Source organism: Algoriphagus faecimaris (assembly GCF_900101705.1).
Taxonomy (GTDB): domain Bacteria; phylum Bacteroidota; class Bacteroidia; order Cytophagales; family Cyclobacteriaceae; genus Algoriphagus; species Algoriphagus faecimaris.
This window is the reverse complement of record NZ_FNAC01000004.1, coordinates 14,825-39,083: the sequence shown is the minus strand read 5'-3', so window position 1 is coordinate 39,083 and position 24,259 is coordinate 14,825. Positions and strand designations below refer to the sequence as shown.

Sequence of the window (24,259 nt, the reverse complement as noted above, 5' to 3'; positions counted from 1 at the left end):
GCACAAATTATTCTCCTACTTTTCTTAGCAAAAAAACTCCCATTTCACGCTGATCAAGTACCAAGACCGTTTTGGGTGCTTCGACAAACTCAAAACCCATCTGAATTAACAGCTCCAGTTCTTTTGTTTGTAAAACGAAACGTTCCGATTCATCTGGCAGCAAGTATTTTCCAGCTCCCAAATCTTGGGATTTTTCCAATATCCCTCCAAAACCCGTACACATTCGAAACCAAAAAATTCCCCCTGGCTTCAGTACCCGATGAATCTCTCGCGTCATCTGCCAAAAGTTATCCACAGTCTCTGCAAAATGAAGCACTGCTGAGCAAATCACCGCATCAAAGGCCTGATTGTGGAAAGGTATTTCTTCCAATCTTCCTAGCTGAAACCGATGCGTATCATAATTTGGATCAAGACTTTTGGCCTGATATCGACAGTATTGAATAGCCAAATCATTGGGGTCTATTCCAAAGATCGAGTAACCTTGATTGATGAAGTAAACTGTGTTTCTACCTTCTCCACAACCCGCATCGAGAATTTTCATCTCCTTAGTGAATCGACCCTTCAGGATCTGATCCAAAAGGTAGTTATCCACATTGCCCAATAGCCGATTTAACTCATCAATTTCCATTTTCCAATTGTTCTAATGCTTTTCGGGCTTTAATGCGACCAATCTCTATCATCTCCGCAGCCCGATAAAACTCCAATGTTCCGGCTTGTTTTCGAGCCACTTTGATTTGAACATCTACGGCATGCTTATCCAGAAGCAACTCACAAAACCTATCCTGAAGTAAATCGAAAGATCGCTTGACCAGATTCAAGGTAGAATAACTGATGTCCTTTTCGGCGGGTTTTTCTTCAGGAAAATATTGACTCATTTTATTTTTGTAGTCTATCATCCAAGCTGGTAGACTATTCATGAATCGATTCCCCTTTGCATCCTTTTTAGGCGGAGAAATAAACTCGACATCCAAACCATTCACATCGACCACCATGAGTAAATCCTCCGGATCATGGCGAATCAATGAAATTGGAATAGGGTTCAATACCCCACCATCTATCAACGTTTTCTTTCCTACTTGAGCTGGCAAAAAAACCGAAGGGATACTTCCTGAAGCTCTGATGGCTTGGTACAAGCTGCCTTTTTTAAAAATATGTTCTTCACCCGAGTGCACATCCACCGCATTGCAAGAAAATGGAATGGAAAAGTCCTCAATCTGACAGTCAGGAACGACTTTTTTTAATGCCGAATAGACTTTTTCTCCTTTAATAAATCCTCGACTGGAAAAGGTAAAATCCATCAACGAAAATACATCTACGCGATCCAAATGACAGATCCAGTTTTTAAATTCCGTCAATTTACCCGCTGCATACATACCGCCCACAAGTGCACCTGCCGAACAGCCGGCTATTTGGCTGATTTGATAGCCTCGCTCCTCCAGCTCCTCAATCACTCCCACATGCGCCAAGCCCCTTGCTCCACCACTGCTTAAAACCAATGAAACTTTCTGCTTTTTTGCCATATCTTTAGGGTAGAAAAATTGCTGTCTAATCCATAATACTTACGGTTAGTTTAACTTTATACCGTAAGAATAAAGATCTTTAAATCACACAACGAAAGTAAACAATATGAGTCAATTTAAACCCTTCCATCTAGCTTTCCCAATTCGGGATATCGAAGAAACCCGCAAATTCTATGGAGACCTCTTAGGATGTGACATCGGAAGAAGTACGGATAAGTGGATCGATTTTAATTTCTTCGGACATCAACTTTCAGCTCATATCAAGCCAGAGGAATTGGCCCAAGCCAAAACCAATGCTGTAGATGGTAAAAATGTACCTGTTCGCCACTTTGGCGCTATTCTTCCTTGGGATGAATGGCATGAGTTAGCAGATAAACTGAAAGCTCACGGGATCGAGTTTGTCATCGAACCTTACATCCGTTTCCAAGGTGAAGTGGGTGAGCAGGCCACCATGTTTTTCCTTGACCCATGCGGAAACGCACTGGAGTTCAAATCCTTCCAAGACGAATCCCAAATTTTTGCAAAGTAATCCTGATTGAAAAATCATTATCTAAATACCGGAATCGGCCGTATGGTCGAAATAGAGGGAAAAGAATACCTTTATTTCAGCGGTACGTCCTATTTGGGGATTGCTCAAGATGTAGATTTCTTGGACGTTTTGGCGAATAATGTCTTTGAGTGGGGCGCCAATTTTGGGCAAAGCCGAAATAATAATATCCGACTGGAGATCTTTGAAGAATTTGAGGAGTTTTTTGCTTTAAATGCCGGAGCGGCATCTGCTGCCGTTTTGAGCTCGGGCTATTTGGCTGGAATAGCAGCTTGGAAAAGCTTGATTCAAGGCACAGATCAAATTTGGATTGCCCCGGATGCACATAGTGCTATTATTCCGGATGGGTATAAAGCAGACACACAATTAGATTTTATTCAATGGAAAAAAGATTGTCAGCGACGGTCTGAGGACCTTTTTCCACAAAAAATCCTACTCATCGGCAATGCAATAGATCCACTGAGCATAAATATTCACGATTATCACTGGGTCAGAGAAATCGCCGAAAAACATGAACTGAGCCTCTTGATTGACGATTCCCATGCTTTCGGGGTAGTCGGAAAAGAAATATTTGGCACTTATTCCCATTGGGATGATCCCAAAATTAACCTGGTGGTATCGGGTTCCTTGGGCAAAGCACTAGGCCTACCTGCGGGTATTATTTTGAGCAATGGGGAGCAAATAGGAAAAATAAAAGATACAGCTCTTTTCGGCGGAGCATCTCCAGGTTCACCAGCCCACTTGCAGACTTTTATAGAAATGCAGCATCGCTATGAAGAGACCCAACATTTGCTCGAAAAAAACTGCATTTTATTTGAAAAGGGTATCCGAAACTTAAACCATATAAATGGCAGGCCGGATTATCCTGTTTTCCGTTTTCATCCCGACGAATGGGTGGAGCAATTGGAAAGAGCAGGTATAATCTGTTCGAGTTTTCCTTATCCCACGGAGCTAAGTCCTAGGGTAAACCGGCTCGTGCTTTCTGCCTATCATGAAAAAAGCGATATTGAATACCTCATTGATATTTTACAAGATTTAGCCAAGCAATCATGAGACAGTTACCTATACTAATTCTATTTTCATCCTTCATTTTTGCCTGTTCTCAACAAGAGACAGCACCCTTTGAAACAGGCTTAGATAATTATCCAGTATTGAAAAATGTATTGGATAGTGCGGATACCTATCAGGTTCAGATTCTCTTTACCCGAATAGATCGGAATGAACACATGAATCCATTGATGGAAACGTATTCATTCAACCTAGACGATGAGCGATACTTTTATCCTGCCTCCACCGTAAAGTTACCTGTAGCCATTTTAGCGTTGGAATGGCTGGAGGAGCAAAATGTGGATAACTTGACGCTAGATACTCCGATGTTGACGGATTCAGTTCGTCCATCGCAAGTGCCTGCCTATGTGGATAACTCATCTTTGGACTCACTTCCAAGCATAGGACATTACATCAAAAAGATTCTTTTGGTTTCTGATAATGACGCCTACAATCGACTCTATGAGCTTCTAGGTCAAGACTATATCAATCAAAAGCTGGCCGAAAAAGGTCTCAATCATACGATTATCAATCATCGCCTGAGCTTTCCGGCTGACGAAATCGAAAACCGTTATTTCAACCCAATCCGTTTTGTGGATAAGTCAGGAGAAATACTTTTGGAAATACCCGAAAGGCAAACGGAAACCATCTATTCTAATCCTGAGCGACCGTACATTGGTAGGGCCTATTATGCCGCCGATTCTTTGATTGAGACAGGGATGGAGTTCACCTTCAAAAATAAGTTTGCTTTATCAGATTTGCATGGAGTTTTGCAGCGGATAGTTTTTCCACAGGCTTTTTTGGAATCGGAGCGCTTTACACTAAACGAATCTCACAGGGAATTCATATTAAAATACATGAGTATGCTTCCGGCTGAGTCGGATTATCCCAAATATGAAGGACCGGACTATTACGATAGCTACTCCAAGTTTTTCAAATTTGGAAGAGACAAAAACCCGATTCCAGACCAATTCCGAATTTTCAACAAAACCGGTTGGGCCTATGGGCATTTGATCGATGGAAGCTATTTTGTGGATTATGAAAACGGAGTAGAGTTTTTCGTATCAGCCGCGATCTACACCAATAGTAATCAAACCCTCAATGACAATACTTACGAAACCGAAGAAATCGGATTGCCTTTTTTTGCCGAATTGGGCGAGTACCTGTATCAGCTGGAGTTGAATAGAAAAAAGGTATTGAGGCCGGATTTTGAAGGGTTGAAATTTGAGTATTGAAAAGATGAAGTTATTTATTATCTATCTCAAAAAGAATTGGGCTTGGGGATTAGTTTTTGCCATTCCACTGATCTTTTGGGAAAAAGGCTATGTCTATCCTGAACTGCGTTTTGAATTTGATTTTTTGGAAGAAAAAAGCACCTATTTCATGCTGCTGTTTTATTGGGCATTTTGGACTTTTACCCAGTATTTTATCTGGAAGCCAGGAAACCTTTATCAAAAGAAAAATGAGACTATTGAGAAGAATAAAATGTAGAGTTATCCTCGTATAACCAAAATTATTGCTGTAGACGTTTTGGCGGGTAATTTTTTTCAAGCTTTATTTCATGGCGTCATCGCCGGTGCATAGGTGAGTAAAAAGCAGGGGTTTGACTGTAATTTTCTTCGATCTTATGAAATCTAAATTAAGTTTTTGTTTAATATCATCTTCTGGTCCATCATCAATTAGTTCATTTTTTGGAGAGACAATCCCAGAATTATTTGAAAAAATGAGTGAAAGGTTTAGGCCAAAAAACTAGATTTAAATTTTCATAAGTAGTCCAAGCAAGTCAATTTATAAAATTTTAGCTTACAATGGAATAAGATTAATTCACAATTAAATTGCCGATATTTTCACAAAAAAAATCCATTTGCTTTCGATTAATTTGTAAAAAAACCCGATATATTCAAGATAGATGAATACACAAAAATCACCTTATCCCATTTTCTGTGCTTTTTTTAAAGCTTAGTCCAAAGAATTGTTGATTGGATGGTGAAAAAATTGAACCGACACCAGATTTAAGAAAAATTTCAATACGTTATTTTTATGTCAAGTAAGAAACAAACTAGCAATGAATCCCAAAAAACTGTAAGATCGGCCACGGATGAAGATATTGATTTCTTATTAGACTTAGCATTAGAGCTATGCAGATCTTCTATTACCTGGATATATTATTTTGACCACCAGAAACAAAGAATTAAATCTAAAAATGAGGCACACCATGACCTCCTGTCAAAGTTGCCAGTCCTTTTTCATGAAATTCTCCGAGAAGGTGAAATAGAAAATATCACGGAGGATCTTCGTTTTGAAAAGCATTTTACCTACTTAAAGGATCTAAGAATAGGTTCTTACTTCAGCATACCTCTACAAAGCAAAACGGGTGATGTGTTAGGTGTCTTTTCAATGGTTAGTGAAAAGCCAAGAAGGCTGAGTAACCGGCAGAAAAAACATTTTTATGGTCTTTCTAGGCAAATTATAAACTTGCTGGAGTTAGGCAATAGAAATAATGAGGCCTCGATAATATCCGCAGATAATCAGCTGTTTGGTAGTAGCAAAGGCGGAGTATTTTATAGTTGTGGTGATTCTGCAAGTAGAAATGTCAGTTCTGTTTCTGATTCCATAAGGGAATTGACAGGATACAGCAAAGAGGAATTTATTAAAGACCCTTCAAGAGGTCTGAATTCGCTTATCTATGAGGAAGATTTAAAAAGGGTAGAAAAAGAGCTGCAAAACAGTATCAAAACTCAGCAAGGGTGGAGCTTAACCTACCGGATAAAGACTTCCGACAGGTCAATAAAATGGATAAAAGATATTGGAACCTTCAAAGCAAGTGAAAAACAAAGTGCTTTGGAGGGTTTCCTTTTGGACATTACCCATGAGATAGAGAAGGATGAATTTTATCAGACGGTATTTGACTACTCAGATAGTATTATTTGTATTCATCGGAAAGATGGTCAGCTTACGCATTTCAATAAAGCTGCCGCTGATTCTCTTGGGTATGACATGGAAAAGGATCAGATCGATTCCATCTATCAATTTATCAGGGATGAAGATGCCAAATACATGGATTACTACTTTGAAGAGTTAAGAAAAAATTCAAAGCTTGCCATTACTCTTCGCCTGAAATCTAAAAATAACGCATCCGTTTATTGGGCTTGCCGTGTAGCCAAAATTGATATCTCAAACCAGGATAGTTATTTGATCAGTGCATGGGACATTAGCAACCGAATTAGGACTGAAAAAAAACTACAAGAATCAGAAAATCTATTCAAAATAATCTCGGAAAACCTCTCTGATGTACTCTACATATACGAACCAGCTACAAATTATTACGAATATATCAGTCCAAACACAAAAGAAGTAATCGGCGTAGAAAGAGATTATTTTACTTCAAAAAACACCTTCATAGAAGATTTTGTGCTTGAAGACTACAAGGATCATTGTAAAACCCTCAAAAATAACTTGATTAAGGGAGAAGGGTATTTATACGAATTCCCCATAAAGATAAATAATACGGTTAGGTGGCTTAATGAATCCTTACACCCCGTCAAGAATACTAATACATCGAATCTCAAATTTGCAGGAAGAGTCACAAACATTACCCAGCGAAAAAGAGACTATATAGAACTAGCGAACACTAAAAGTATTCTTGAAGAAACTGGCAGGATTGCTTCCGTGGGAGCCTGGTCCTACGATATTTATTCTGGTGAAGCTTTTTGGTCAAAAGTGACTAGAGAAATTCACGAATGTCAAGAAGATTTTATCCCAAATATTGAGAATGGATTAGCTTTCTATACTGTAGGACCTAATCGAGATTTGGTAAAGAAAAAGTTTGAAAGTTTAGTCCAAGATGGAAAACCCTTTGACGTTGAAGCAGAAATAATTTCAGAAAAAGGGAATAAGAAGTGGGTGAGGGTCGTAGGAAAGCCTGAATTTTTAAACGGATCGGTCCATAAGGTGACAGGTATCTTTCAAGATATTACTAACAGAAAGCAACGGACAGCCGAACTCGAAAGGAATAGATTGATACTAAAAAGTATCTTTAATGAACTATCAGATGTGATTTGGTCATTTAGTTACCCTGATTTCAAATTACTATTTGTAAGCCCATCCTACCAAACCTTGACAGGATTTTCCATTAGTAATTCGGACAAAATTGCACTTGAATGGAGGAAATTAATTCATCCCGATGATGTCGCTAATTTTCCAAAAATCAAGAAAGTATTAAAAAAAGATGACGGGTACACCCTGATTTATCGAATTATAACAAGGAGTAAGGAAATAAAATGGGTGAGAGATAGCGGAAGAATGATTTACAATGAGGATGGTGTGGCTATAAGAGTAGATGGAAAAATCACGGATATTTCGAAAGAGATCAGCATTCAAGATTCGATGAATTCTCAACTCAAGCTACAAAATATCCTGATGAGGATTGCTACCGACTACATCAACTTAGGTGTTCATGAAAGCCAAGAGGAAATAAAAAACTCGCTTAAGCTTATTGGAGAATTTGCCGATGTGGACCGAGCCTATATTTTTGATTATGATTGGGAAAAAGGGACCTGCTCCAATACCTTCGAGTGGTGCGCACAGGGAATAAACCCAGAAATAGAAAACCTTCAAGATGTACCGCTAGAATATGTGCCACAATGGGTAGAAACACATCGCAGGAAGGAGTTTATGTACATAGAGAATGTTAATTCTCTTGAAGATGACGAACTCAAGGAAATCCTTTCCCAGCAAAGTATACAGTCACTTATAGCAATTCCTATATTTTTTGAGGATCAAATCTATGGCTTTGTAGGTTTTGATTATGTTAGGGTGGTACGTGATCTTTCTGAACAGGAAGTAGCACTATTATTACTATTTGCTAAAATCTTAGCAAATCTTAAAAACAGAACTGTTCTTGAACGAGATCTAATCCAAGAAAAAGAAAGGGCCGAACTAAATAGCAAATATAAGTCAGAGTTTCTTGCCAACATGAGTCATGAAATCCGTACTCCTCTGAATGGTGTAATTGGATTTACGGATTTACTGCTTAAAACTCATCTGAATGCGATCCAGAGACAATATGCCGAAAATGTAAATATTTCCGGAAAATCTCTGTTAGGAATCATATCAGACATTCTTGATTTCTCCAAAATTGAAGCCGGTAAATTAGAATTAGACCTAATTGATCACAGTATCCATGAAATTATAAACTCTGCAATTGACATCACGAAATTTGCGGCAACGCAAAAGCAATTAGAGCTCATCTGTGACGCTCCCCCTACTTTACCATCTATCATAAATCTAGATCCGGTAAGACTTAAGCAAGTTTTAATCAATCTACTCGGCAATGCTGTAAAATTCACGGAACGAGGCGAAGTCGAACTTAAAGTAGCATTTAAAAAAATCTCCGAAAATAGAGGTTTCTTATCATTTGCTATTCGAGATACGGGAATAGGCATTAGCGAAGAGCAGCAAAAGAAGCTATTTAATGCATTTTCTCAGGCGGATAGCTCCACAGTGAGGAAATATGGAGGCACAGGTCTCGGCTTGACAATTTCTAATCTTTTGGTTAACAAAATGGGTGGAGACATTAAGTTGGAAAGTTCTCCTGGTATGGGTTCCGTTTTTAGCTTTGAGTTTGAAACAAGTTATAAAGAATTGAATGGGGTCACAAAGCCTAAAATTTCTTATAAAAAAGTTCTTCTTCTTGATGATAACGAGAGAAACATAACTGTATTGGAAGAAAACCTAAAGTTTTGGAAGGTCCCATTTGTCAGCACTACTAGTCCTACAAGTGCCTTGGAAATTTTAAAGGAAGACAAGGACATAGACCTTGCTATTATTGATTACCACATGCCCATCATGGATGGTGTGGAATTTATTATCAAAACCAGAAATGAGTTGAACATCAATAAAGAGATACTCAAAATTATTTTACTTCATTCTTCAATGGAAAGCGACTCATTACAAAATATTTTCAGTCAATTTGGCGTGTCGCACGGCCTTTTGAAACCAGTTAAGTCTGATGAACTCTATTACTTTCTTGCCAATGAAGAAGTAGAGGTGCCTGCAAGTAAAAGTGGGCCTTCTGATGAAAAGTCAAATTATACATCGGAAAATATTTATAACATATTAGTTGCTGAGGATATCATTATAAATATGGTTTTAATCAAAACCCTAATTCAACAAAAACTGCCCAAAGCAACTATTTTTGAATGCAACAATGGAGAAATTGCTGTAAAAACCTATAAAGGCCATCCCATTGATTTAATTTTTATGGATGTACAAATGCCAGTAATGGATGGATTGACCGCTACTCGCAAAATAAGGGAATTCGAAACTATCTCCGGAAATAAAACCCCTATAGTCGCACTAACTGCAGGAGCACTAGTTGAAGAAAAAGAAAAATGCTTAAATGCCGGAATGGATGAATTTTTAGTAAAACCTGTGCAATCAGAAATCCTCAACAAAATAATCGAAAAATACTTGTTTAGGATCGAAGAAAAAGAAGAGGTTTCCCCTAGTCCAACGAAAGATGAAATCTCGGTCTTTGACAAAAATCAACTCTTTGAGCTAATCAATTATGATATGGCATTATTTAAAAGTCTCATGGAGGCTTCTTTGAGTCTAGAATCTCAAATCAACAACCTCACTGATGCCGCAAAGCGATTGGATAAAGATGCAATTAAAAGCGTAGCACATGGCATAAAAGGAAGCTGCCAATCCATGTACTTCCTAGCTTTGTTAGAAGTAGTGCGAGAGCTAGAGCTTGAGGTATTAAACTTGCAAGAAAAAGAAATCAACGAAAAAATCAATATTGCCCAGTCTCGATGGGAAGATTTGAAAGCAGTCATTTTATTAGAAATTGAAAAAATTTAACTAACCAGACAATGCTAAAAACTCTTTTTTTAAGAAATCTCTAATTAATGAAAGTTTATAGTTTCAAAAATAATGCGTGAAAATCTCAGTTTTAAAAATAAAATTCATACTCTTCCCTTGGAAGATTTTATGAAAAGCTCAAAAATTTTTTTTATCAGTCATACGGCTCAAAAAAAACCAATTTTTTATAGATTTAATATTAAGTATTCGGATCTTTAGCGAAGTTAAAACCAACTAGCAGTACCATGTCAAAAAAAACGATACTTTTAATAGATGATCAACCGGTTATGGGGATCTTGCTGAAAAGCAAATTAGAAAACGATTTTAATGTAGAGATCAAACACAACGGTCAGGAAGCTATCACATGGATAATGGAAGGTAATATTCCAGATGGAGTAGTCTTAGATTTAAACATGCCCGAAATGAATGGTGTTGAGTTTATTCGTGAGGTCAGAAAGTTTAATTACTTCGATAAGGTCCCCCTGATTGTATTATCCGGAGAAGAAGGGGTCAATTCAAGAATAGAGGCCTTTCAGGAGGGTGCTGATGACTTTTTAATAAAGCCCTTTAATCCGGCTGAACTAACCGTCCGGATCAATCGGTTTTTTGATAGGTATAATTTTCATCAGAAATGATTTTACAAAAACTTGTCCTAGTCAAGCCTGGCTACGCACTCACCAAAGTAGCCAAAGAAAATCTGGAAGAATCATTCGAGATAGAAATCGTCAATGATATTTTTTCCTTCACCCAATTAATAAAAAATAAAACTTCGATTAGCGCTGTAACCTTTTTTGGCAATCTTAAGGATGAGGAATTTATCAATTCCATAAGAAAAGTAAAACCATATGCTATCAGAGATGCCTATTTGATCTTTGTAGTGACAGACCTGCTAGACTCAGAAGACAGAAAAACTGCGATAAAAGAAGGAATCAGTGGTGTTTTTTTGACCAAAGATCTGCAAACCAAAGAGGTTTTACCTCAACTCCAAAAGATAATAGAAAACCCGCCATTGAGAGGGTTTACCGAAAAAACAAATAGAGAGAAATCGGTTTTCACCAAACACAAAACACCATTGTGGAAGAGAGCCTTTGACATTTTAGTGTCAGGTACAATCATCATTCTCATTTCTCCTATTTTACTACTTGTAGCACTTGCTATCAGACTAGAGTCAAAGGGCCCTATATTTTACAAGTCGAGAAGAGTAGGTACAGGCTGGGATATTATAGAGTTTTATAAATTTAGGTCAATGGTGCCTGACGCTGACAAAAAACTCAAGGACCTGAGTCACCTGAATCAATATGCGACAAAAACAGAAGCTAAAATAGCCGATACAAGCAATTCATTCATTCGTTGTGAGACCTGCGAGAAATACAATCAATCCTGCGAAAGTCCTCTATTCAGTGAGACTGGTGATAAGGTGTGCGAACTCACTTACAAAAGCATGAAAAAAGAAAGTGATAGTGCTTTTTTCAAGCTGACTGACGACCCAAGAATTACCAAGTTGGGTAAGTTTTTACGAAATTCAAGCATCGACGAATTACCCCAGCTATTTAATGTTTTGAAAGGGGATATGTCTATTGTAGGCAATAGACCTCTTCCCATATATGAGGCAGAGAAACTGACTACTGATCAGTTTTCTAAGCGTTTTATGGCTCCTGCAGGAATCACCGGCTTGTGGCAGGTGACAAAAAGAGGAAAAGGCGGTCCCATGTCAGAAGAAGAACGAATCAGCTTAGACAATGAATATGCAGATAAGTTCAGCCTATTTATGGATATCAAGATTCTCTTGATGACCATTCCTGCATTGTTTCAGAAAGAAAACGTATAGGTATTCCATTAATCCTCATTCGCTCTTTTTGCCCTTTCCCATGTTACTGCTTGGCTATTACTGAGCCATCTAAATAATCCCCTTATTGCGGAATAATTCATCACATTAAGGTAAAATGGTAGGAAGAATCCCGGAATGGGGACAGATCTATTCTGTAATAAATACCCAAGAAATGATAAAAAGTAAAAAAGGTATTGACCTATAAGTAAAGTAAGAAAAAGAGGGTTTTCTAGAGGCAGTAAGTGATTTAGCACAAAAACCAAAATCATCAAAAAGGGTGTGACAGTCCACCTGAGAACCCTATGACTGATATATTGGAATGTCAATTTCCAATCGTGAAATGGGTTGATAGCCTTTGGTAGCCTAGAAATAGATTGCCAGCCTCCCGCTGCAATTCGGATCTTTCGTTTTGTCTCTTCTTCGACATTCGAGCTAGCATATTCAGAAGCACGCGCTTCAGGTACATATTTGACCAAGTATCCCTTTTCAGCAATCTTCATTGTAAGCATAAAATCATCTAAAATAGTGTTGTCCGGCAAAAACTCAAAGAGGGTTTTTCTGTAGCTCATAAGCTCACCAGCTCCTCCTACTACTGTATAAAAAAAGGAATCATACTTTTTCAAAAAAGACTCATATTTCCAATACATTCCTTCGCCTACACTACTTGCAGAATCCTCAGGATCTGATAAGATATACTTCTCACCGGTCACAGCGCCTACCCGGTTGTCAGCATAGGGCTGAACAATATTAAGAAGAGCTTCTTTGTTCAGCACAGTATTTCCATCACAAAAGACCAAAATATCTCCTTCTGAATAGCTGACCGCTCGCTTCATGGCAGCAAGTTTTCCCTTTCGCTCAGGGGAGAATAAGGTGAGAATCTGATCATACTTCATGGGTATTTGCTCGGAACCGTCACTCGATCCATCACATACGAAAATCAACTGAAGTAATTCCTTTGGGTATTCAAGGTCAAAAGTGTTCTTAATTTTTTCTTCTAGTGCCTTTCCCTCATTAAAGCAAGGAACAATCAGGGTAACTGAAAGCAACTCCTTCTGATGATAAACTACCTTATGTCGACCTGAGAGCCGCACAAGTATGAAAATGATAATCGCATATCCGATATAGGTATACATTATTATCAATATAGAAATCAGAAATATGGTTTTCATAGTTTATAAAGGTTAACTAATGACTAGTGGTGATTCTAAACTTAAAAGTATGGTTTTTTTTTCCTTAAATTTAACCCTAGATCAGGATTTTAATGTCAAAAACATGAACAAGCGAAATAGAAATAAAACCTCAGTAAGTCTACTTGATGGAGTACGGTTTTTTTGTGTATTCTGCCTAGTTCAAGTCATTTTCGCAATAGATAGCACTGCCCAAGAAGGCCTAAACCTAGATTTTAAAAGGCCATTTGAAGAGCAACTTATCCCGCTTGACGATATTATAAATGCTGCAATAGAGTATAGCCCGACACTTTTTTATCAAGATGCCTTAATCGAAAAGGGAAAATACCAAATAGAGCTTACCAAAAGACTATGGCAGAACAACATTTTTGGCTTTGGGAATTATTCCGGTGGAGATCAGAGGATATTGACTGGTGATGTATTCAATCCTGATGGAGTGTCTACTTCTTCTATTACCAATGGCTACAGGTTGGGATTACAGGTGAATATTCCCTTATTTGAATTCATAGGTAGATCCTCAAGAATTAAAGTTCATGAAGAAGAGCAAAAAGCTACGGTCTTCAAAAAAGAAGAAATGGAACTGGAAATCAAGCAAATGGTAATCCAAGAATACTTTAGACTAGTAGGCGCTTTTGAAAATCTCAAAATTCGTAGTGAAGGACAAGAAGCGATAAAAACTCATTATTTGGTCGCCGAACAGGAATTTAAAGATGGCATCATTCCAATAGGTGAGTTGTCCCGTGTGACAGATGTGATGTCGCAGTCACGTGCTTATTATGAGCAAGCAAAATTTGAATTCCTTGAAAGAATCTATAATCTAGCAGCCTACACAGGTAAGCAGCCCTCCGACCTTTTAAAATAATCCAAGGTGACTCTAATAAGAATACTTAAACTACTCGCCAATAATCTGGTAATCCTCATTTTGTTTCCGATATCGGTGGCTGTTATTGTTTTTTTCCTAAATCAAAACAAGCCTCAGGAGTACCAGTCTGGAATGATCCTGAATACTGGTATTGCTTCTGGATTTAACCTCTCGAGTCTCAATAGTAATCGGATCGACTACTTTGCGGTCAACAATGCTTTTGACAATCTCACGGCAATCATTCAAAGTAGGGAGACTTTGGAGGAGCTGGCAATTAATTTGTTATCCAGTCATATTGCTGAAAATGATGAATACAAAGAATACATTACTGCGGAGACTTATTCAAATTTAAAAAATGAATTATTGGGTCCTGACCTTTATGAAGAACTAGTTTCGCTCCGAACCAAAGAGAAAATTAGAGCAAGGCTAGAGGAGATGTATTATGATATAGAGTTTAACAAGGTCAAGGAGGTCATTCAAAAAAAATCCACCCACTATAATATCGATGGAATTAGAGGTGATCTACAAATTACCAGAAAGGCCTCTAGCGATATGTTGGAGGTAATTTATAAATCCAGTGATCCCGGAGTATGTTTTCAAACACTTGATCTATTAGCAAAGATTTTTATCAAGAAGTACAGTGCAAGTCGAAATTATGAAGCAGGTGGGATTATCGACTATTTTTTCGAAGAGCTTGAAAAAGCCAAAAATAAGCTAAACACTGCTGAGGAAAATCTGAAAAACTATTCTCAACAAAATCAAATAATAAACTACGAAGAGCAAACAAAATTTATCGCTGAAGCAAAAGAAGAATTAGAAAGGGACATCTATCGAACCCGAATGGATATAGAGTCTTCAGAGTCTGCATTGAAAGAAATAAATCAAAAACTTGACAATCAAGGCAGAAGATACCTCAATAGTGAGAGTATATTGGAATCTAGAAAGAAATTATCTGATTTAAATACCGAAATCACTTCATTGAGCATAAGAAGTCAAGAAGACTATAAGGAAAGGCTCGACTCCATCCTGGTAGTCCAAGACAATCTAAGAGAAACGATTGCCCAAAACGCAAAAGATTTCTACACGAGCAATTACTCATCTGAAGTAATTCCAAGGCTTACTATCCTATCAGAATTCCTCAAGCATACACTAGATCTTGATATGGGTAAAGCTAGACTTCAAGTTCTGCAAGAACACAGGGAATATTTCGACAAACTTTTTGACGAATTTGCACCGGTTGGATTCAATCTGAGTAAAATGGAAAGAGAAATCCAAATCGCTGAGCAAGAATACCTTTCTATCCTGCATGGATTAAATCAAGCCAAGATTCAAAAGAGTAATTCAGAATTGTTTGGTAATTTAGAATTACTAGACAGGCCATTCTTTCCAATCAACCCTAAGAGTTCCAAAACCCTACTTTTAGTAGTCGGAGGTGCATTTGTATCCTTATTTTTTGTGCTTGCGGTAATCTTTGGAAAAGAATTCCTGAATCGAGCCATAAGATCTCCTACCCTTATTCATAGCTACACTGGATTAGACTTAGTAGGGGCACTGCCTCATGAGATTAAAAACAAGAAAATAGACAAGACCAAGCTGAATAATAAACTGCAAAATTTATTGGTCAATAATCTGGCGATAGCTTTGAAAGGAAGCCCAAGCCCTCCAATGATCTTTTTGATAGCTACTCGCAGTCAAAATAATCTGGCTAAATCTGGATTATTTGTGGCTGAAAGCCTTCAAAAAATAAATGACCAACTCGTGTATTACTACTTTCTTGATGACCACAATAAGGCAGAGCACTTAACGATAAAAGAAGGCTCCTCCAAGGTGATTTTACAAGAATATGATCCAAAAAGCCAAGATATTTTAGAGGATATCCACAGTCAACAAGCAAAGAACTTCGGAATGGTGATTCAAGTGCCAGAGTTTGAAAACTCGATACTTTACAAGTTATCCAACTTGGATCCTTCCTGTATTATCCTAATTGTAAATGCCAATCAAGGCTGGGGATTTCATGATAAGACTACTCTAAACTTGATTAAAAAAATATTTTCTGATACCTCCATTTATGTCTTTGGTGCGGATATGGACCCGGAATTTATGGAAGAAATTATATCAGAAGTACCTAAAGAAAGGAGCAACCTTAGAAAATGGACCAAATCCTTGATTACATTAAATAAGTGAAACAAAAAGCAACGCTACTCTGTATTTCCATGACTCCTTGGCATGGGGACTATCTTAAATCTACTGTCGAATTGATGAAACAAGCTTCTTCGACAGTAGACGTGATCTTTTTGGATTACCAATTCACCTGGAAAGATATACTAATAGGTATCCTTAAGCCAAGTAGCAATATTCCTTGGAAAAATGCGCTTGGGATTAAGCATAGATTGCAAAAAATCAAAGTCTCAGAGCATCAGAGTGTGCAGTTAATTACCCCTTTTCCCATAATTCCCTCTTTTTGGATTGGAAATAGAATCCTTTTTGGGTGGGTAAATCGAATAAATCAATTCTTGGTCTTATCCAATCTACGAAGCTTTTTGGCCCATAAGGAAATAGTGCCGGACTGTATTTTGACCGCATTCAATCCTTTTATGGGATTGGGGATAACAAGATATTTTCCAAATAAACCTCATTTCTATTATTGCTATGACGAAATCGGAGCAGCACATTGGCTGAAAAATCACGGAGAATATTTAGAAAAAAAACTCATCCAAGAAGTAAATGCTTCTATTTTCACCTCTAACTTTTTACAACAAAAAAAAACATCCTCTCATCAACCTTCCCATGTTGTCACCAATGGAGTAGACCTCAAGAATTTTAAACCTTTTGCAAAGAATTGTCCAAATACTTTACCCCTTAAAAAAGTAGGCTATTTAGGCAGCATTGATGATAGACTTGATGTCAACCTACTCAAAGAAGTAATGAATAGTAACCCCTCCTTTGAGCTTCATTTTGTAGGAAGAGTAGTCCATCAAGAAGTTGCCGAAGAATTAAAAAGCATAAGGCAAACTTTTCTAGCCCCTCCCGTAGCAATAGATGAGGTCCCTCGAGTGATGGCATCCTTAGATGCCGGAATCATTCCTTATGTAAAGAATGAATTTACTGAAGCTATTTATCCACTCAAAATCAATGAATATTTGGCCATTGGACTACCGGTTCTCATGACGCCTTTTGCATTATTGAATGAATTTGAAGGCGAAGTAAAAGTAAGTGGGGAAGCTGTCGTCTTTAAAAGTTTACTTGAGGAGCTTTTAGCATCCGACTCGGAAGAGAAAATCCACAAACGACAAAAGCTAGCAGATCAAAACTCTTGGGCAAACAAATCTCGGGAGCTTTTAGCTATTCTAAACCTAGCTGAAAATGGATAAAGCTTATAGACTATTTGATTCTGTTAAAAACTCCCTTGGACTACTTTCCTGGGTTGCTTTGGTCTTGGTTTTTAGTTTGTTAATTTATCAATTTGAGCTGATCGGCCTTGGGTTAATTTTTGTTATTCCTCCGATTGTGGTAGTGATGTGGATTATTTATGTCTACCCATTATCCGCTCTTTATTTAGCCATGTTGATTTCATTTCCGGGAAATGGATTGACTAGATATATTCCAGTGCCCTTTGGCTTGCTCATTGATGCACTATTGTTTGGAGGCATTATTTTAGCATTATTGAAGAGTACTTCTGAGGAAAAAAACGCTCTTAAGAATATCCCTATCTACTTTTTTGTGGCATGGTTTATATACACCACTTTTCAGCTATTAAATCCTGAGGCGGTGAGTAAAGCCGCTTGGTTCTATGCGATAAGAGGAACCTCCTTCAATTTTTTATTCATTTTAGTGATTGCATTTATTTATGTAAAGGACAAAAAACACCTCAACATATTCCTTTATACCTGGCTTTTTTGGTCTGTATTAGCGGCAATTTGGGGAATGAAGCAAAAAATGATTGGTTTAGATGGTGCGGAAAATGCTTGGTTGGCAGCTGGCAATGCTTCGACTCATTTACTTCATGGTAAGCTCCGAGTTTTCTCTTTTTACTCTGATGCTGGCCAATATGGAGCGGCTATGGCCCATGCTGCGTTGGTTTTCATGATTATCGCTATAGGTCCGGGTAAATGGAAGCAGAAAATAATTTTTGGACTCGGAGGCTTACTATGCCTATATGCCATGGCTATCTCCGGGACTCGAGGTGCCCTTTTTATCCCAGCTGGAGGAGGTTTGATTTACCTTATCGTCAACAAAAACTTCAAGTTGCTCATAGTAGGACTGCTTATGGGCGCCAGTGTATTTGGAGTTTTAAAGTATACCTACATAGGACAAGGCAACTATGAGATTCAAAGACTCAGAAGTGCACTTGACCCAAATGATGCTTCGCTCAACGTCCGTAAAGAGAATCAACAAAAATTAGCAGGCTATTTAGCGAGTAGACCACTGGGTGGGGGTATAGGCTCTTCTGGATATTTCGGTTTGAGATTTAGCCCAAATACATTTCTCGCACAAACCCCAACCGATAGCTGGTATGTAAGGATCTGGGCAGAAACGGGTATTGTGGGGCTTTACCTACATCTAGCTTCAATCTTAGCTATCATTGGGGCGGGTTTTTGGAAAATATTTTCAATGCGAGATCCAGAGCTCCGTAATATCATGGGGGCATTTTTGGCCGGTTTCACAGGGGTTGCCTTAGCTAGCTACGGAAATTCCATCCTAGGACAGTTTCCAACCATCATGGTGAGTATGATTTCTATTGTAATGATATGGAAAGGAGAGGCATGGGACCAGAAAAAATAACTTATTTAACTAGAGCCAGGCCTAATCCCCCAAATTCTATAGGAATAAAATTTACCGTTTTGACTCTATTGTTACTTTCAGTTTCGGCAATAGTTAGTTCTGCAAAAAACTTTTATGTAAACCCGGATTCTACCAAAACAACCATTATAGAACCGGAGGCATTTCAAAATTTAGAAGCAGGAGACACAATTTTTCTTGTAGCTGGTAAGTATAAGCAAATCCTCATCAAGAATATAAAGGGAACTCCACCAGATCCTATCATTATCACCAATAGTGGCAGATTGGTTCATATTACTGACGGGCCTACCTACGGTATAGCAATCAGAAAAAGCAGTAATCTTGTACTGACAGGTAATCCTCTGTCAGAATTAGCTCTGAGAATAACTGATATCAGTAATGGAAACGGGATTTCTGTGGAAGACTTTTCTTCTGATGTAGAGATTTCCGGCATAGAAATAAGAAATGTAAACAAGAGTGGGATCATGATAAAGTCTGACCCCTCCTGCCAAATAAACAGTCCCGATCGAAGCAATTTTATCCTTAAAAATATATCCATCCACCATAACCTAATTTATCAAACAGGAGACGAAGGCTTTTACATTGGAAGCTCCTTCTATGGCGGTGTCACTCTTGACTGCAGCGGCCAGGTAATTACCAAACTCCCACATATTATCGAAAATTTAAGTGTCTATAAGAACACTTTAATCAAGACCGGCAAAGATGCTATACAAATAAGCTCCATTCCAGAGGGTAGTGAGGTTTTTGAAAACTCTATTTGGTTTGACAGTGAACAACAGAGCAATCAGCAAATGAGCGGAATTTTTATTGGAGGAGGAGCGAAATCCACCATTTATAATAACTTTATAAAAGATGGCAGTGGCAGTGGGATAGAAGTCTTGGGTAAACCGGGAACGCTAATTTTTAACAATATTATCATCAACCCAGGAAAGAGCTATAAACCCGAATTAGCCCCTAACAATTTTGCAAAACATGGCATATATGTCAAAAATGCTCTCAATGAACCAAGTTTTAGTATACAAATTCTAAACAACACTATACTGAATCCGAAAACAAACGGAATAACTGTTGACAGTCCACTTAATAATCCAAGCCAAATAAGAAATAATGCGATCATCAACCCTGGGGTGTATCCTTTGACTCGGAGCAGGTCTTTTATTTTTATTGAACAGTCCCAAGAAGATGTAAGCATTCTTACCAATTATATGGGATTAAATTCAAATAGCCTTTTTCAAGTTAAAGATGATTTTGACTATTACCCCGCTTCTGATTCTCCACTTATCAATGCTGGAAGCGAGACTTTGGTACCAGACATTACATTTGATTTTTTAAACATGCCCAGACCCATGAACAACCAAATGGATATTGGAGCGGTAGAATATCAGGAATTGATTGAAGCAGTCGATGAACCAATCGTACTTAATTTATTCCCTAACCCTACCAACGAGGTACTCAATTTGGTATTCAGTCACCAAGCACTTGATCAGATCGAAATATCACTCTATAGCTTGGAAGGCAAGCAGTTAACCGTACCTTTTAACAAGACAGACACAACTTTATTTTACACCTTTGAACTCCAAAGTTTACCTAGGGGGGCATATAAAGTAGTGGTTAAAATAAATGATTCTATTTATTCGAAAACTTTTATCAAACGCTAGAATATGTTAGCCACCTCTCCACTTGTCAGTATTATTACAGTCAACTTCAACCAGACGGAGTTTACCCTAGAGCTCTTAGCATCCCTAAGTCAAATCAGCTACTCCAATATCGAAGTAATAGTTGTGGACAATGCTTCAAAAGAAAATCCAGAATCACAAATTTTAAAAAAATTTCCCAATACCCTATTTATTCATAGCAAAGAAAACCTTGGGTTTGCCGGAGGAAATAATTTGGGAATAGCACAAGCAAAAGGAAAGTATCTTCTTTTTTTGAACAATGACACAGAAGTGGAAAAGGGATTTTTAGAGCCATTAGTAGAATTTTTTGAAAAAAACCCCAAAGCAGGAGCGGCCTCTCCAAAGATAAAATTTTATCAGAGTCCCGATAAGAATGTGATTCAGTGGGGAGGTTCTGCTGGAATAGATGAGTTAACAGTAAGAGGAAAAGTCCGTGGAGCACAGGAAAATGATAGGGGTCAATACGACGATCTATTGCAATGTGAGCTGGTACATGGAGCCGCTATGATGATACCTTTTGATGTAGTCCTTAAGGCAGGCTTGATGCCTGATATTTACTTTCTTTATTATGAAGAGCACGATTGGATCGAAAGAATAAAGCGTCTGGGATATTATATTTACTATATAGGGACCTCCACTGTTTACCATAAAGAATCCATGTCAGTAGGAAAAAACAGTCCACTCAAGACCTACTACTTGAATAGAGGTAGGCTTATTTTCACCCGGCGGAATAGGTCAGGATGGAAAAAATACTTTAGTATTCTCTTTTTTACTTTGGTTTCTTTTCCAAAAAACATCCTAAGCTATTTATTGAAAAAAGAAGATAAACATCTCCATGCATTTTGGGAAGCTTGCATGTGGAATATCAAGTCAGATATGGATATTTATAAAACCCCTGAGCTCAAGCAATCCAAAAATGGATTCTATGAGATAATTAATGATACTTTTCAATCCATAAGGCTATTTTGAAATGATAAGCAGATTTAAAAACATAATTTCAGATAAGCGAAAGCGACAAATCAAAGAAGGCCTACCTGCCGATGGTTTGACGATGAGTGTATTAATTTTTCAGGGAGTCCTAGAAGTACTTCTTGCAAAGTGGTACTTTAGAAATGCTTACAGCTTAGGGAAAATGGTTTCCGTAAAGTATAAGCCTTTCACAGAGATATATGGAAAACTAATCTTGGGTGATCGTGTGAAGCTTTGGTCAAAATTCGATACATGCAAGATCTTGGTCAAAAAAAATGCAACTTTGAGTATTGGGGAGGATTCATTTATCAATGGGGTTCATATTTCTGCGAGTGTTGGCATTACAATCGGTAAAAATGTCCACATTGGTCCCTATACCATCATTATGGACAATGACTTCCACACCATAGGAGACCAAGAGGAGAGCGAAATCAAGGAAGAAATAATCATTGAAGACGAGGTATGGATTGCCATGCGGTGTATGATTATGAAAGGTGTCACGGTAGGCAAAGGAGCGGTAGTGGCATCAGGAGCTATTGTGACCAAAGACGTTCCTCCCTACACAGTAGTGGGCGGTATCCCTGCCAAAGTATTAAAAAATATTGACCATTAATTATTGATATATGGAACTCATCTGGGCAGTATTGACAAGCACAATCGGCAATCTGATATTCATAGTTATTGGTATTCAGGCCATCTATCTTTTAATATTTGCTGTAGCAGGGCTTTTTTATTCCGAAAAAAGAAAACCCGATCAGCCCAAACTTCATAAGTTTATCATTTACATTCCCAGCTACAAGGAAGATGAAGTAATACTGGACACTGCTCAAAAATCCCTGCAAATCGACTACCCCATAGATCTCTACCATGTCGTCATTATTGCAGATTCTCTTAAAAAAGAAACAATAGATCAGCTGAAAACTCTTCCACTACAAGTAGTCGAGGTAAAGTTTGAAAAAAGCACCAAAGCAAAAGCACTCAATAAGGCCCTAGACGTATCTCCTTCAGGATATGATTATGCCATTGTCTTTGATGCAGATAATGTAGCAAAAGAGGACTATTTGAAAGAAATGAATATAGCTTTCACCAGCGGCATTAAGGTCGTCCAAGGCCAAAGAACAGCCAAAAACAAAAATAATGAGCTGGCCATCCTAGATGGAATCAGCGAAGGAATAAACAATCATATTTTTAGAAAAGGACATCGATCCCTTGGTTTAAGTTCTGCTATCATTGGCTCTGCGATGGGGCTGGAATTTAAGCTCTACGAGCGAGTCATGCGACAATTGACCGCGGTAGGGGGATTTGATAAAGAAATGGAGCTATATCTGCTTAAAAACAAAATCAGAGTAGGATATGCGCAAAACGCCATCGTTTACGATGAAAAAATCCAGCAAGCAGCGGTTTTGGAAAATCAGCGTAAACGCTGGCTATCTGCTCAAGTTACCTACCTTAAAAAACATTTTGGTTCGGGAATCACTCAGCTTCTCACAAAAGGAAATATAGATTATTTTGATAAAGTCTTTCAAATGGCAGTTATTCCTAGGGTTATTTTGATAGGAATCTTACCTGTTTTGTGGCTCATATCTTTTATCCATGGAAACGCTCCGGCTCCTTCTTTTTGGTTTGGTATTTTACTTATTGGCTATTTTGCGATTTTGATTAGTATCCCGAGGCAGTTTGTCAATAAGGAACTCTTTTTAGCTATTCTAAAATTGCCCACTTCCATTTTCACCATGTTTAAATTACTATTTAAATTGAAAGGAGCCAATAAGACCTTTATCCACACACCACATGGTACTATTTCTGAAAACAAAGAGGAAAAAAAATGAGAATAGGAATAGAAGCACAGCGGATCTTTAGAAAGAAAAAACATGGTATGGATATCGTTACCATACAGCTGATCAAGTCTCTCCAAAAAATTGATCAGATAAATGACTATTTCATTTTTGTCAATCCCGATGAAGACCCTAAAGCGATCGAAGAGACTGCCAACTTTAAACTCGTAGAATTAAAAAAAAGTCCCTATCCGATTTGGGAACAAAAACACCTCAGAAAAGCAGCCGTTGAATACAAGCTCGATGTCTTGCACTGTACTAGCAATACCGCCCCTACCTCCTGCCCTGTGCCTTTATTACTTACTCTTCACGACATTATCTATCTCGAAAAAATCAATATTTTCTCGGGATCTTGGTATCAGCGGATTGGAAACCTCTATCGCCGATGGAATGTCCCGCGAGTGGTCAAAGAAAGCCATACTATTTTTACAGTCTCCAAATTTGAAAAAGATAAAATAGATCGATACTTTAAGTTTTCCCCTGATAAAGTAAAAGTCACCTACAACGGTGTAGCGAATCACTTTATGCCAAAAGAAAAAGTTGAGGTCAATCAAAAATTAAAGGAGTATGGTCTCCCTGAAAGATACATCCTATTTTTGGGGAATACCGATCCAAAAAAAAACCTACCTGGCGTACTTGAAGCATTAAAAATTTTATCTAGTCGAGAAAAACTGGATTTTGATTTGGTCATGCCAGACTTTGGCGAATCTGAGCTCCAAAAAATATTAGCTGAAATCAAGGCTCCTCACCTCCGAAAACAAATTCATTTGACCGGATACATACCCAATATAGACCTCCCATACATCTACAGTGGAGCAGAAATATTTCTTTACCCCTCTCTTAGAGAAAGTTTTGGATTACCTATTCTAGAATCTATGGCCTGCGGCTGTCCCGTAATTACCTCGACGACTTCTTCCATGCCGGAGGTAGCTAATGATGCAGCCCTGATTATTGACCCATATAAGCCTTTGGAAATAGCTGAAGCAATCGAAAAACTACTTCAAAGCCCCAAACTTAGAAAATCTCTCATCGAAAAAGGTTTTGAACGTGTGCCTCATTTCAGTTTTGATCAAAGCGCTACCATTGTTTTAGAGGCCTACCAAACCGCAGCAGCTTTTAAGTAA

19 protein-coding genes are annotated in these 24,259 nt (G+C 38.0%); 16 read left to right on the top strand and 3 right to left on the bottom strand.

All coding sequences use genetic code 11. From position 1 onward, the window contains the following. Positions 1 to 7: 7 nt before the first annotated feature. Together BLQ57_RS03055 and BLQ57_RS03050 are read right to left on the bottom strand one after the other, a co-directional pair. Entirely contained in the window at positions 8 to 628 is a 621-nt protein-coding gene (locus tag BLQ57_RS03055; RefSeq protein ID WP_087937946.1) for a class I SAM-dependent methyltransferase, read from the bottom strand. After that, the gene (locus BLQ57_RS03050; protein WP_087937947.1) at positions 618 to 1,520 is read right to left on the bottom strand and encodes a patatin-like phospholipase family protein; all 903 of its coding nucleotides are present in this window, start codon (positions 1,518 to 1,520) and stop codon (positions 618 to 620) included. The genes BLQ57_RS03055 and BLQ57_RS03050 overlap by 11 nt, the downstream gene beginning before the upstream one ends. 106 nt (positions 1,521 to 1,626) lie before the next feature. On the opposite strand from BLQ57_RS03050, the gene BLQ57_RS03045 reads away from it, so the two are divergent. From BLQ57_RS03045 to BLQ57_RS03015, 7 genes are all read left to right on the top strand, one after another. Then, positions 1,627 to 2,049 carry a VOC family protein gene (locus BLQ57_RS03045; RefSeq protein WP_087937948.1) on the top strand — a complete coding sequence of 141 codons (423 nt, stop codon included), beginning with the start codon at positions 1,627 to 1,629 and terminating at the stop codon, positions 2,047 to 2,049. 6 nt (positions 2,050 to 2,055) lie between these two features. After that, the gene (locus tag BLQ57_RS03040; RefSeq protein WP_087937949.1) at positions 2,056 to 3,120 is read left to right on the top strand and encodes an aminotransferase class I/II-fold pyridoxal phosphate-dependent enzyme; all 1,065 of its coding nucleotides are present in this window, start codon (positions 2,056 to 2,058) and stop codon (positions 3,118 to 3,120) included. Continuing rightward, entirely contained in the window at positions 3,117 to 4,349 is a 1,233-nt protein-coding gene (locus BLQ57_RS03035; RefSeq protein ID WP_087937950.1) for a serine hydrolase, read from the top strand. Before BLQ57_RS03040 ends, BLQ57_RS03035 begins: the two co-directional genes overlap by 4 nt. Before the next feature lie 4 nt (positions 4,350 to 4,353). After that, a complete protein-coding gene (locus BLQ57_RS03030) occupies positions 4,354 to 4,605 on the top strand; it encodes a hypothetical protein (RefSeq protein ID WP_087937951.1) in 252 nt (83 codons plus the stop codon). Between the two features lie 549 nt (positions 4,606 to 5,154). Next, positions 5,155 to 9,978 (top strand): PAS domain-containing protein, encoded by a 4,824-nt coding sequence (locus BLQ57_RS03025; RefSeq protein ID WP_087937952.1) that lies wholly within the window; start codon positions 5,155 to 5,157, stop codon positions 9,976 to 9,978. A gap of 245 nt (positions 9,979 to 10,223) precedes the next feature. Then, positions 10,224 to 10,613 carry a response regulator gene (locus tag BLQ57_RS03020; RefSeq protein ID WP_087937953.1) on the top strand — a complete coding sequence of 130 codons (390 nt, stop codon included), beginning with the start codon at positions 10,224 to 10,226 and terminating at the stop codon, positions 10,611 to 10,613. Next, a complete protein-coding gene (locus BLQ57_RS03015; RefSeq protein WP_087937976.1) occupies positions 10,613 to 11,806 on the top strand; it encodes a sugar transferase in 1,194 nt (397 codons plus the stop codon). Before BLQ57_RS03020 ends, BLQ57_RS03015 begins: the two co-directional genes overlap by 1 nt. Before the next feature lie 8 nt (positions 11,807 to 11,814). On the opposite strand, the gene BLQ57_RS03010 is transcribed toward BLQ57_RS03015, so the two are convergent. Then, on the bottom strand, positions 11,815 to 12,975 hold the full coding sequence (locus BLQ57_RS03010; protein ID WP_087937954.1) for a glycosyltransferase family 2 protein: 1,161 nt from the start codon (positions 12,973 to 12,975) through the stop codon (positions 11,815 to 11,817). Positions 12,976 to 13,078: 103 nt separating this feature from the next. Here BLQ57_RS03010 and BLQ57_RS03005 point away from each other — a divergent pair, with 103 nt between their 5' ends. From BLQ57_RS03005 to BLQ57_RS02965, 9 genes are read left to right on the top strand one after another with little or no spacing between them, the layout of a single operon-like run. Further along, the gene (locus BLQ57_RS03005) at positions 13,079 to 13,855 is read left to right on the top strand and encodes a TolC family protein (protein ID WP_169712698.1); all 777 of its coding nucleotides are present in this window, start codon (positions 13,079 to 13,081) and stop codon (positions 13,853 to 13,855) included. A gap of 6 nt (positions 13,856 to 13,861) precedes the next feature. Beyond that, complete coding sequence (locus BLQ57_RS03000; RefSeq protein WP_139162650.1) at positions 13,862 to 16,039, top strand: GumC family protein; 2,178 nt, start codon at positions 13,862 to 13,864, stop codon at positions 16,037 to 16,039. Further along, entirely contained in the window at positions 16,036 to 17,226 is a 1,191-nt protein-coding gene (locus tag BLQ57_RS02995; protein WP_139162649.1) for a glycosyltransferase family protein, read from the top strand. The genes BLQ57_RS03000 and BLQ57_RS02995 overlap by 4 nt, the downstream gene beginning before the upstream one ends. After that, positions 17,219 to 18,637, top strand: a complete 1,419-nt coding sequence (locus tag BLQ57_RS02990) for an O-antigen ligase family protein (protein WP_240507733.1) — start codon at positions 17,219 to 17,221, stop codon at positions 18,635 to 18,637. The genes BLQ57_RS02995 and BLQ57_RS02990 overlap by 8 nt, the downstream gene beginning before the upstream one ends. Then, on the top strand, positions 18,619 to 20,313 hold the full coding sequence (locus BLQ57_RS02985) for a right-handed parallel beta-helix repeat-containing protein (protein WP_169712699.1): 1,695 nt from the start codon (positions 18,619 to 18,621) through the stop codon (positions 20,311 to 20,313). The genes BLQ57_RS02990 and BLQ57_RS02985 overlap by 19 nt, the downstream gene beginning before the upstream one ends. 3 nt (positions 20,314 to 20,316) lie before the next feature. Next, positions 20,317 to 21,300: a glycosyltransferase family 2 protein gene (locus BLQ57_RS02980; protein WP_087937959.1), complete on the top strand. Its 984-nt coding sequence runs from the start codon at positions 20,317 to 20,319 to the stop codon at positions 21,298 to 21,300. 1 nt (position 21,301) lies between these two features. Then, on the top strand, positions 21,302 to 21,913 hold the full coding sequence (locus BLQ57_RS21600; protein ID WP_087937960.1) for an acyltransferase: 612 nt from the start codon (positions 21,302 to 21,304) through the stop codon (positions 21,911 to 21,913). A gap of 10 nt (positions 21,914 to 21,923) precedes the next feature. Further along, positions 21,924 to 23,129: a glycosyltransferase family 2 protein gene (locus BLQ57_RS02970; RefSeq protein WP_087937961.1), complete on the top strand. Its 1,206-nt coding sequence runs from the start codon at positions 21,924 to 21,926 to the stop codon at positions 23,127 to 23,129. Further along, positions 23,126 to 24,259, top strand: a complete 1,134-nt coding sequence (locus BLQ57_RS02965) for a glycosyltransferase family 4 protein (RefSeq protein ID WP_087937962.1) — start codon at positions 23,126 to 23,128, stop codon at positions 24,257 to 24,259. The genes BLQ57_RS02970 and BLQ57_RS02965 overlap by 4 nt, the downstream gene beginning before the upstream one ends.

Bases quoted from the DNA above. Each gene is read 5' to 3' on its own strand.
- BLQ57_RS03030 (WP_087937951.1), top strand. From the start codon at position 4,354: ATGAAGTTATTTATTATCTATCTCAAAAAGAATTGGGCTTGGGGATTA.
- BLQ57_RS03035 (WP_087937950.1), top strand. From the start codon at position 3,117: ATGAGACAGTTACCTATACTAATTCTATTTTCATCCTTCATTTTTGCC.
- BLQ57_RS21600 (WP_087937960.1), top strand. From the start codon at position 21,302: ATGATAAGCAGATTTAAAAACATAATTTCAGATAAGCGAAAGCGACAA.
- BLQ57_RS03045 (WP_087937948.1), top strand. From the start codon at position 1,627: ATGAGTCAATTTAAACCCTTCCATCTAGCTTTCCCAATTCGGGATATC.
- BLQ57_RS02965 (WP_087937962.1), top strand. From the start codon at position 23,126: ATGAGAATAGGAATAGAAGCACAGCGGATCTTTAGAAAGAAAAAACAT.
- BLQ57_RS03010 (WP_087937954.1), bottom strand. From the start codon at position 12,975: ATGAAAACCATATTTCTGATTTCTATATTGATAATAATGTATACCTAT.
- BLQ57_RS03050 (WP_087937947.1), bottom strand. From the start codon at position 1,520: ATGGCAAAAAAGCAGAAAGTTTCATTGGTTTTAAGCAGTGGTGGAGCA.
- BLQ57_RS03020 (WP_087937953.1), top strand. From the start codon at position 10,224: ATGTCAAAAAAAACGATACTTTTAATAGATGATCAACCGGTTATGGGG.
- BLQ57_RS03005 (WP_169712698.1), top strand. From the start codon at position 13,079: ATGAACAAGCGAAATAGAAATAAAACCTCAGTAAGTCTACTTGATGGA.
- BLQ57_RS02990 (WP_240507733.1), top strand. From the start codon at position 17,219: ATGGATAAAGCTTATAGACTATTTGATTCTGTTAAAAACTCCCTTGGA.
- BLQ57_RS02980 (WP_087937959.1), top strand. From the start codon at position 20,317: ATGTTAGCCACCTCTCCACTTGTCAGTATTATTACAGTCAACTTCAAC.
- BLQ57_RS03055 (WP_087937946.1), bottom strand. From the start codon at position 628: ATGGAAATTGATGAGTTAAATCGGCTATTGGGCAATGTGGATAACTAC.
- BLQ57_RS02970 (WP_087937961.1), top strand. From the start codon at position 21,924: ATGGAACTCATCTGGGCAGTATTGACAAGCACAATCGGCAATCTGATA.
- BLQ57_RS03025 (WP_087937952.1), top strand. From the start codon at position 5,155: ATGTCAAGTAAGAAACAAACTAGCAATGAATCCCAAAAAACTGTAAGA.
- BLQ57_RS02985 (WP_169712699.1), top strand. From the start codon at position 18,619: ATGGGACCAGAAAAAATAACTTATTTAACTAGAGCCAGGCCTAATCCC.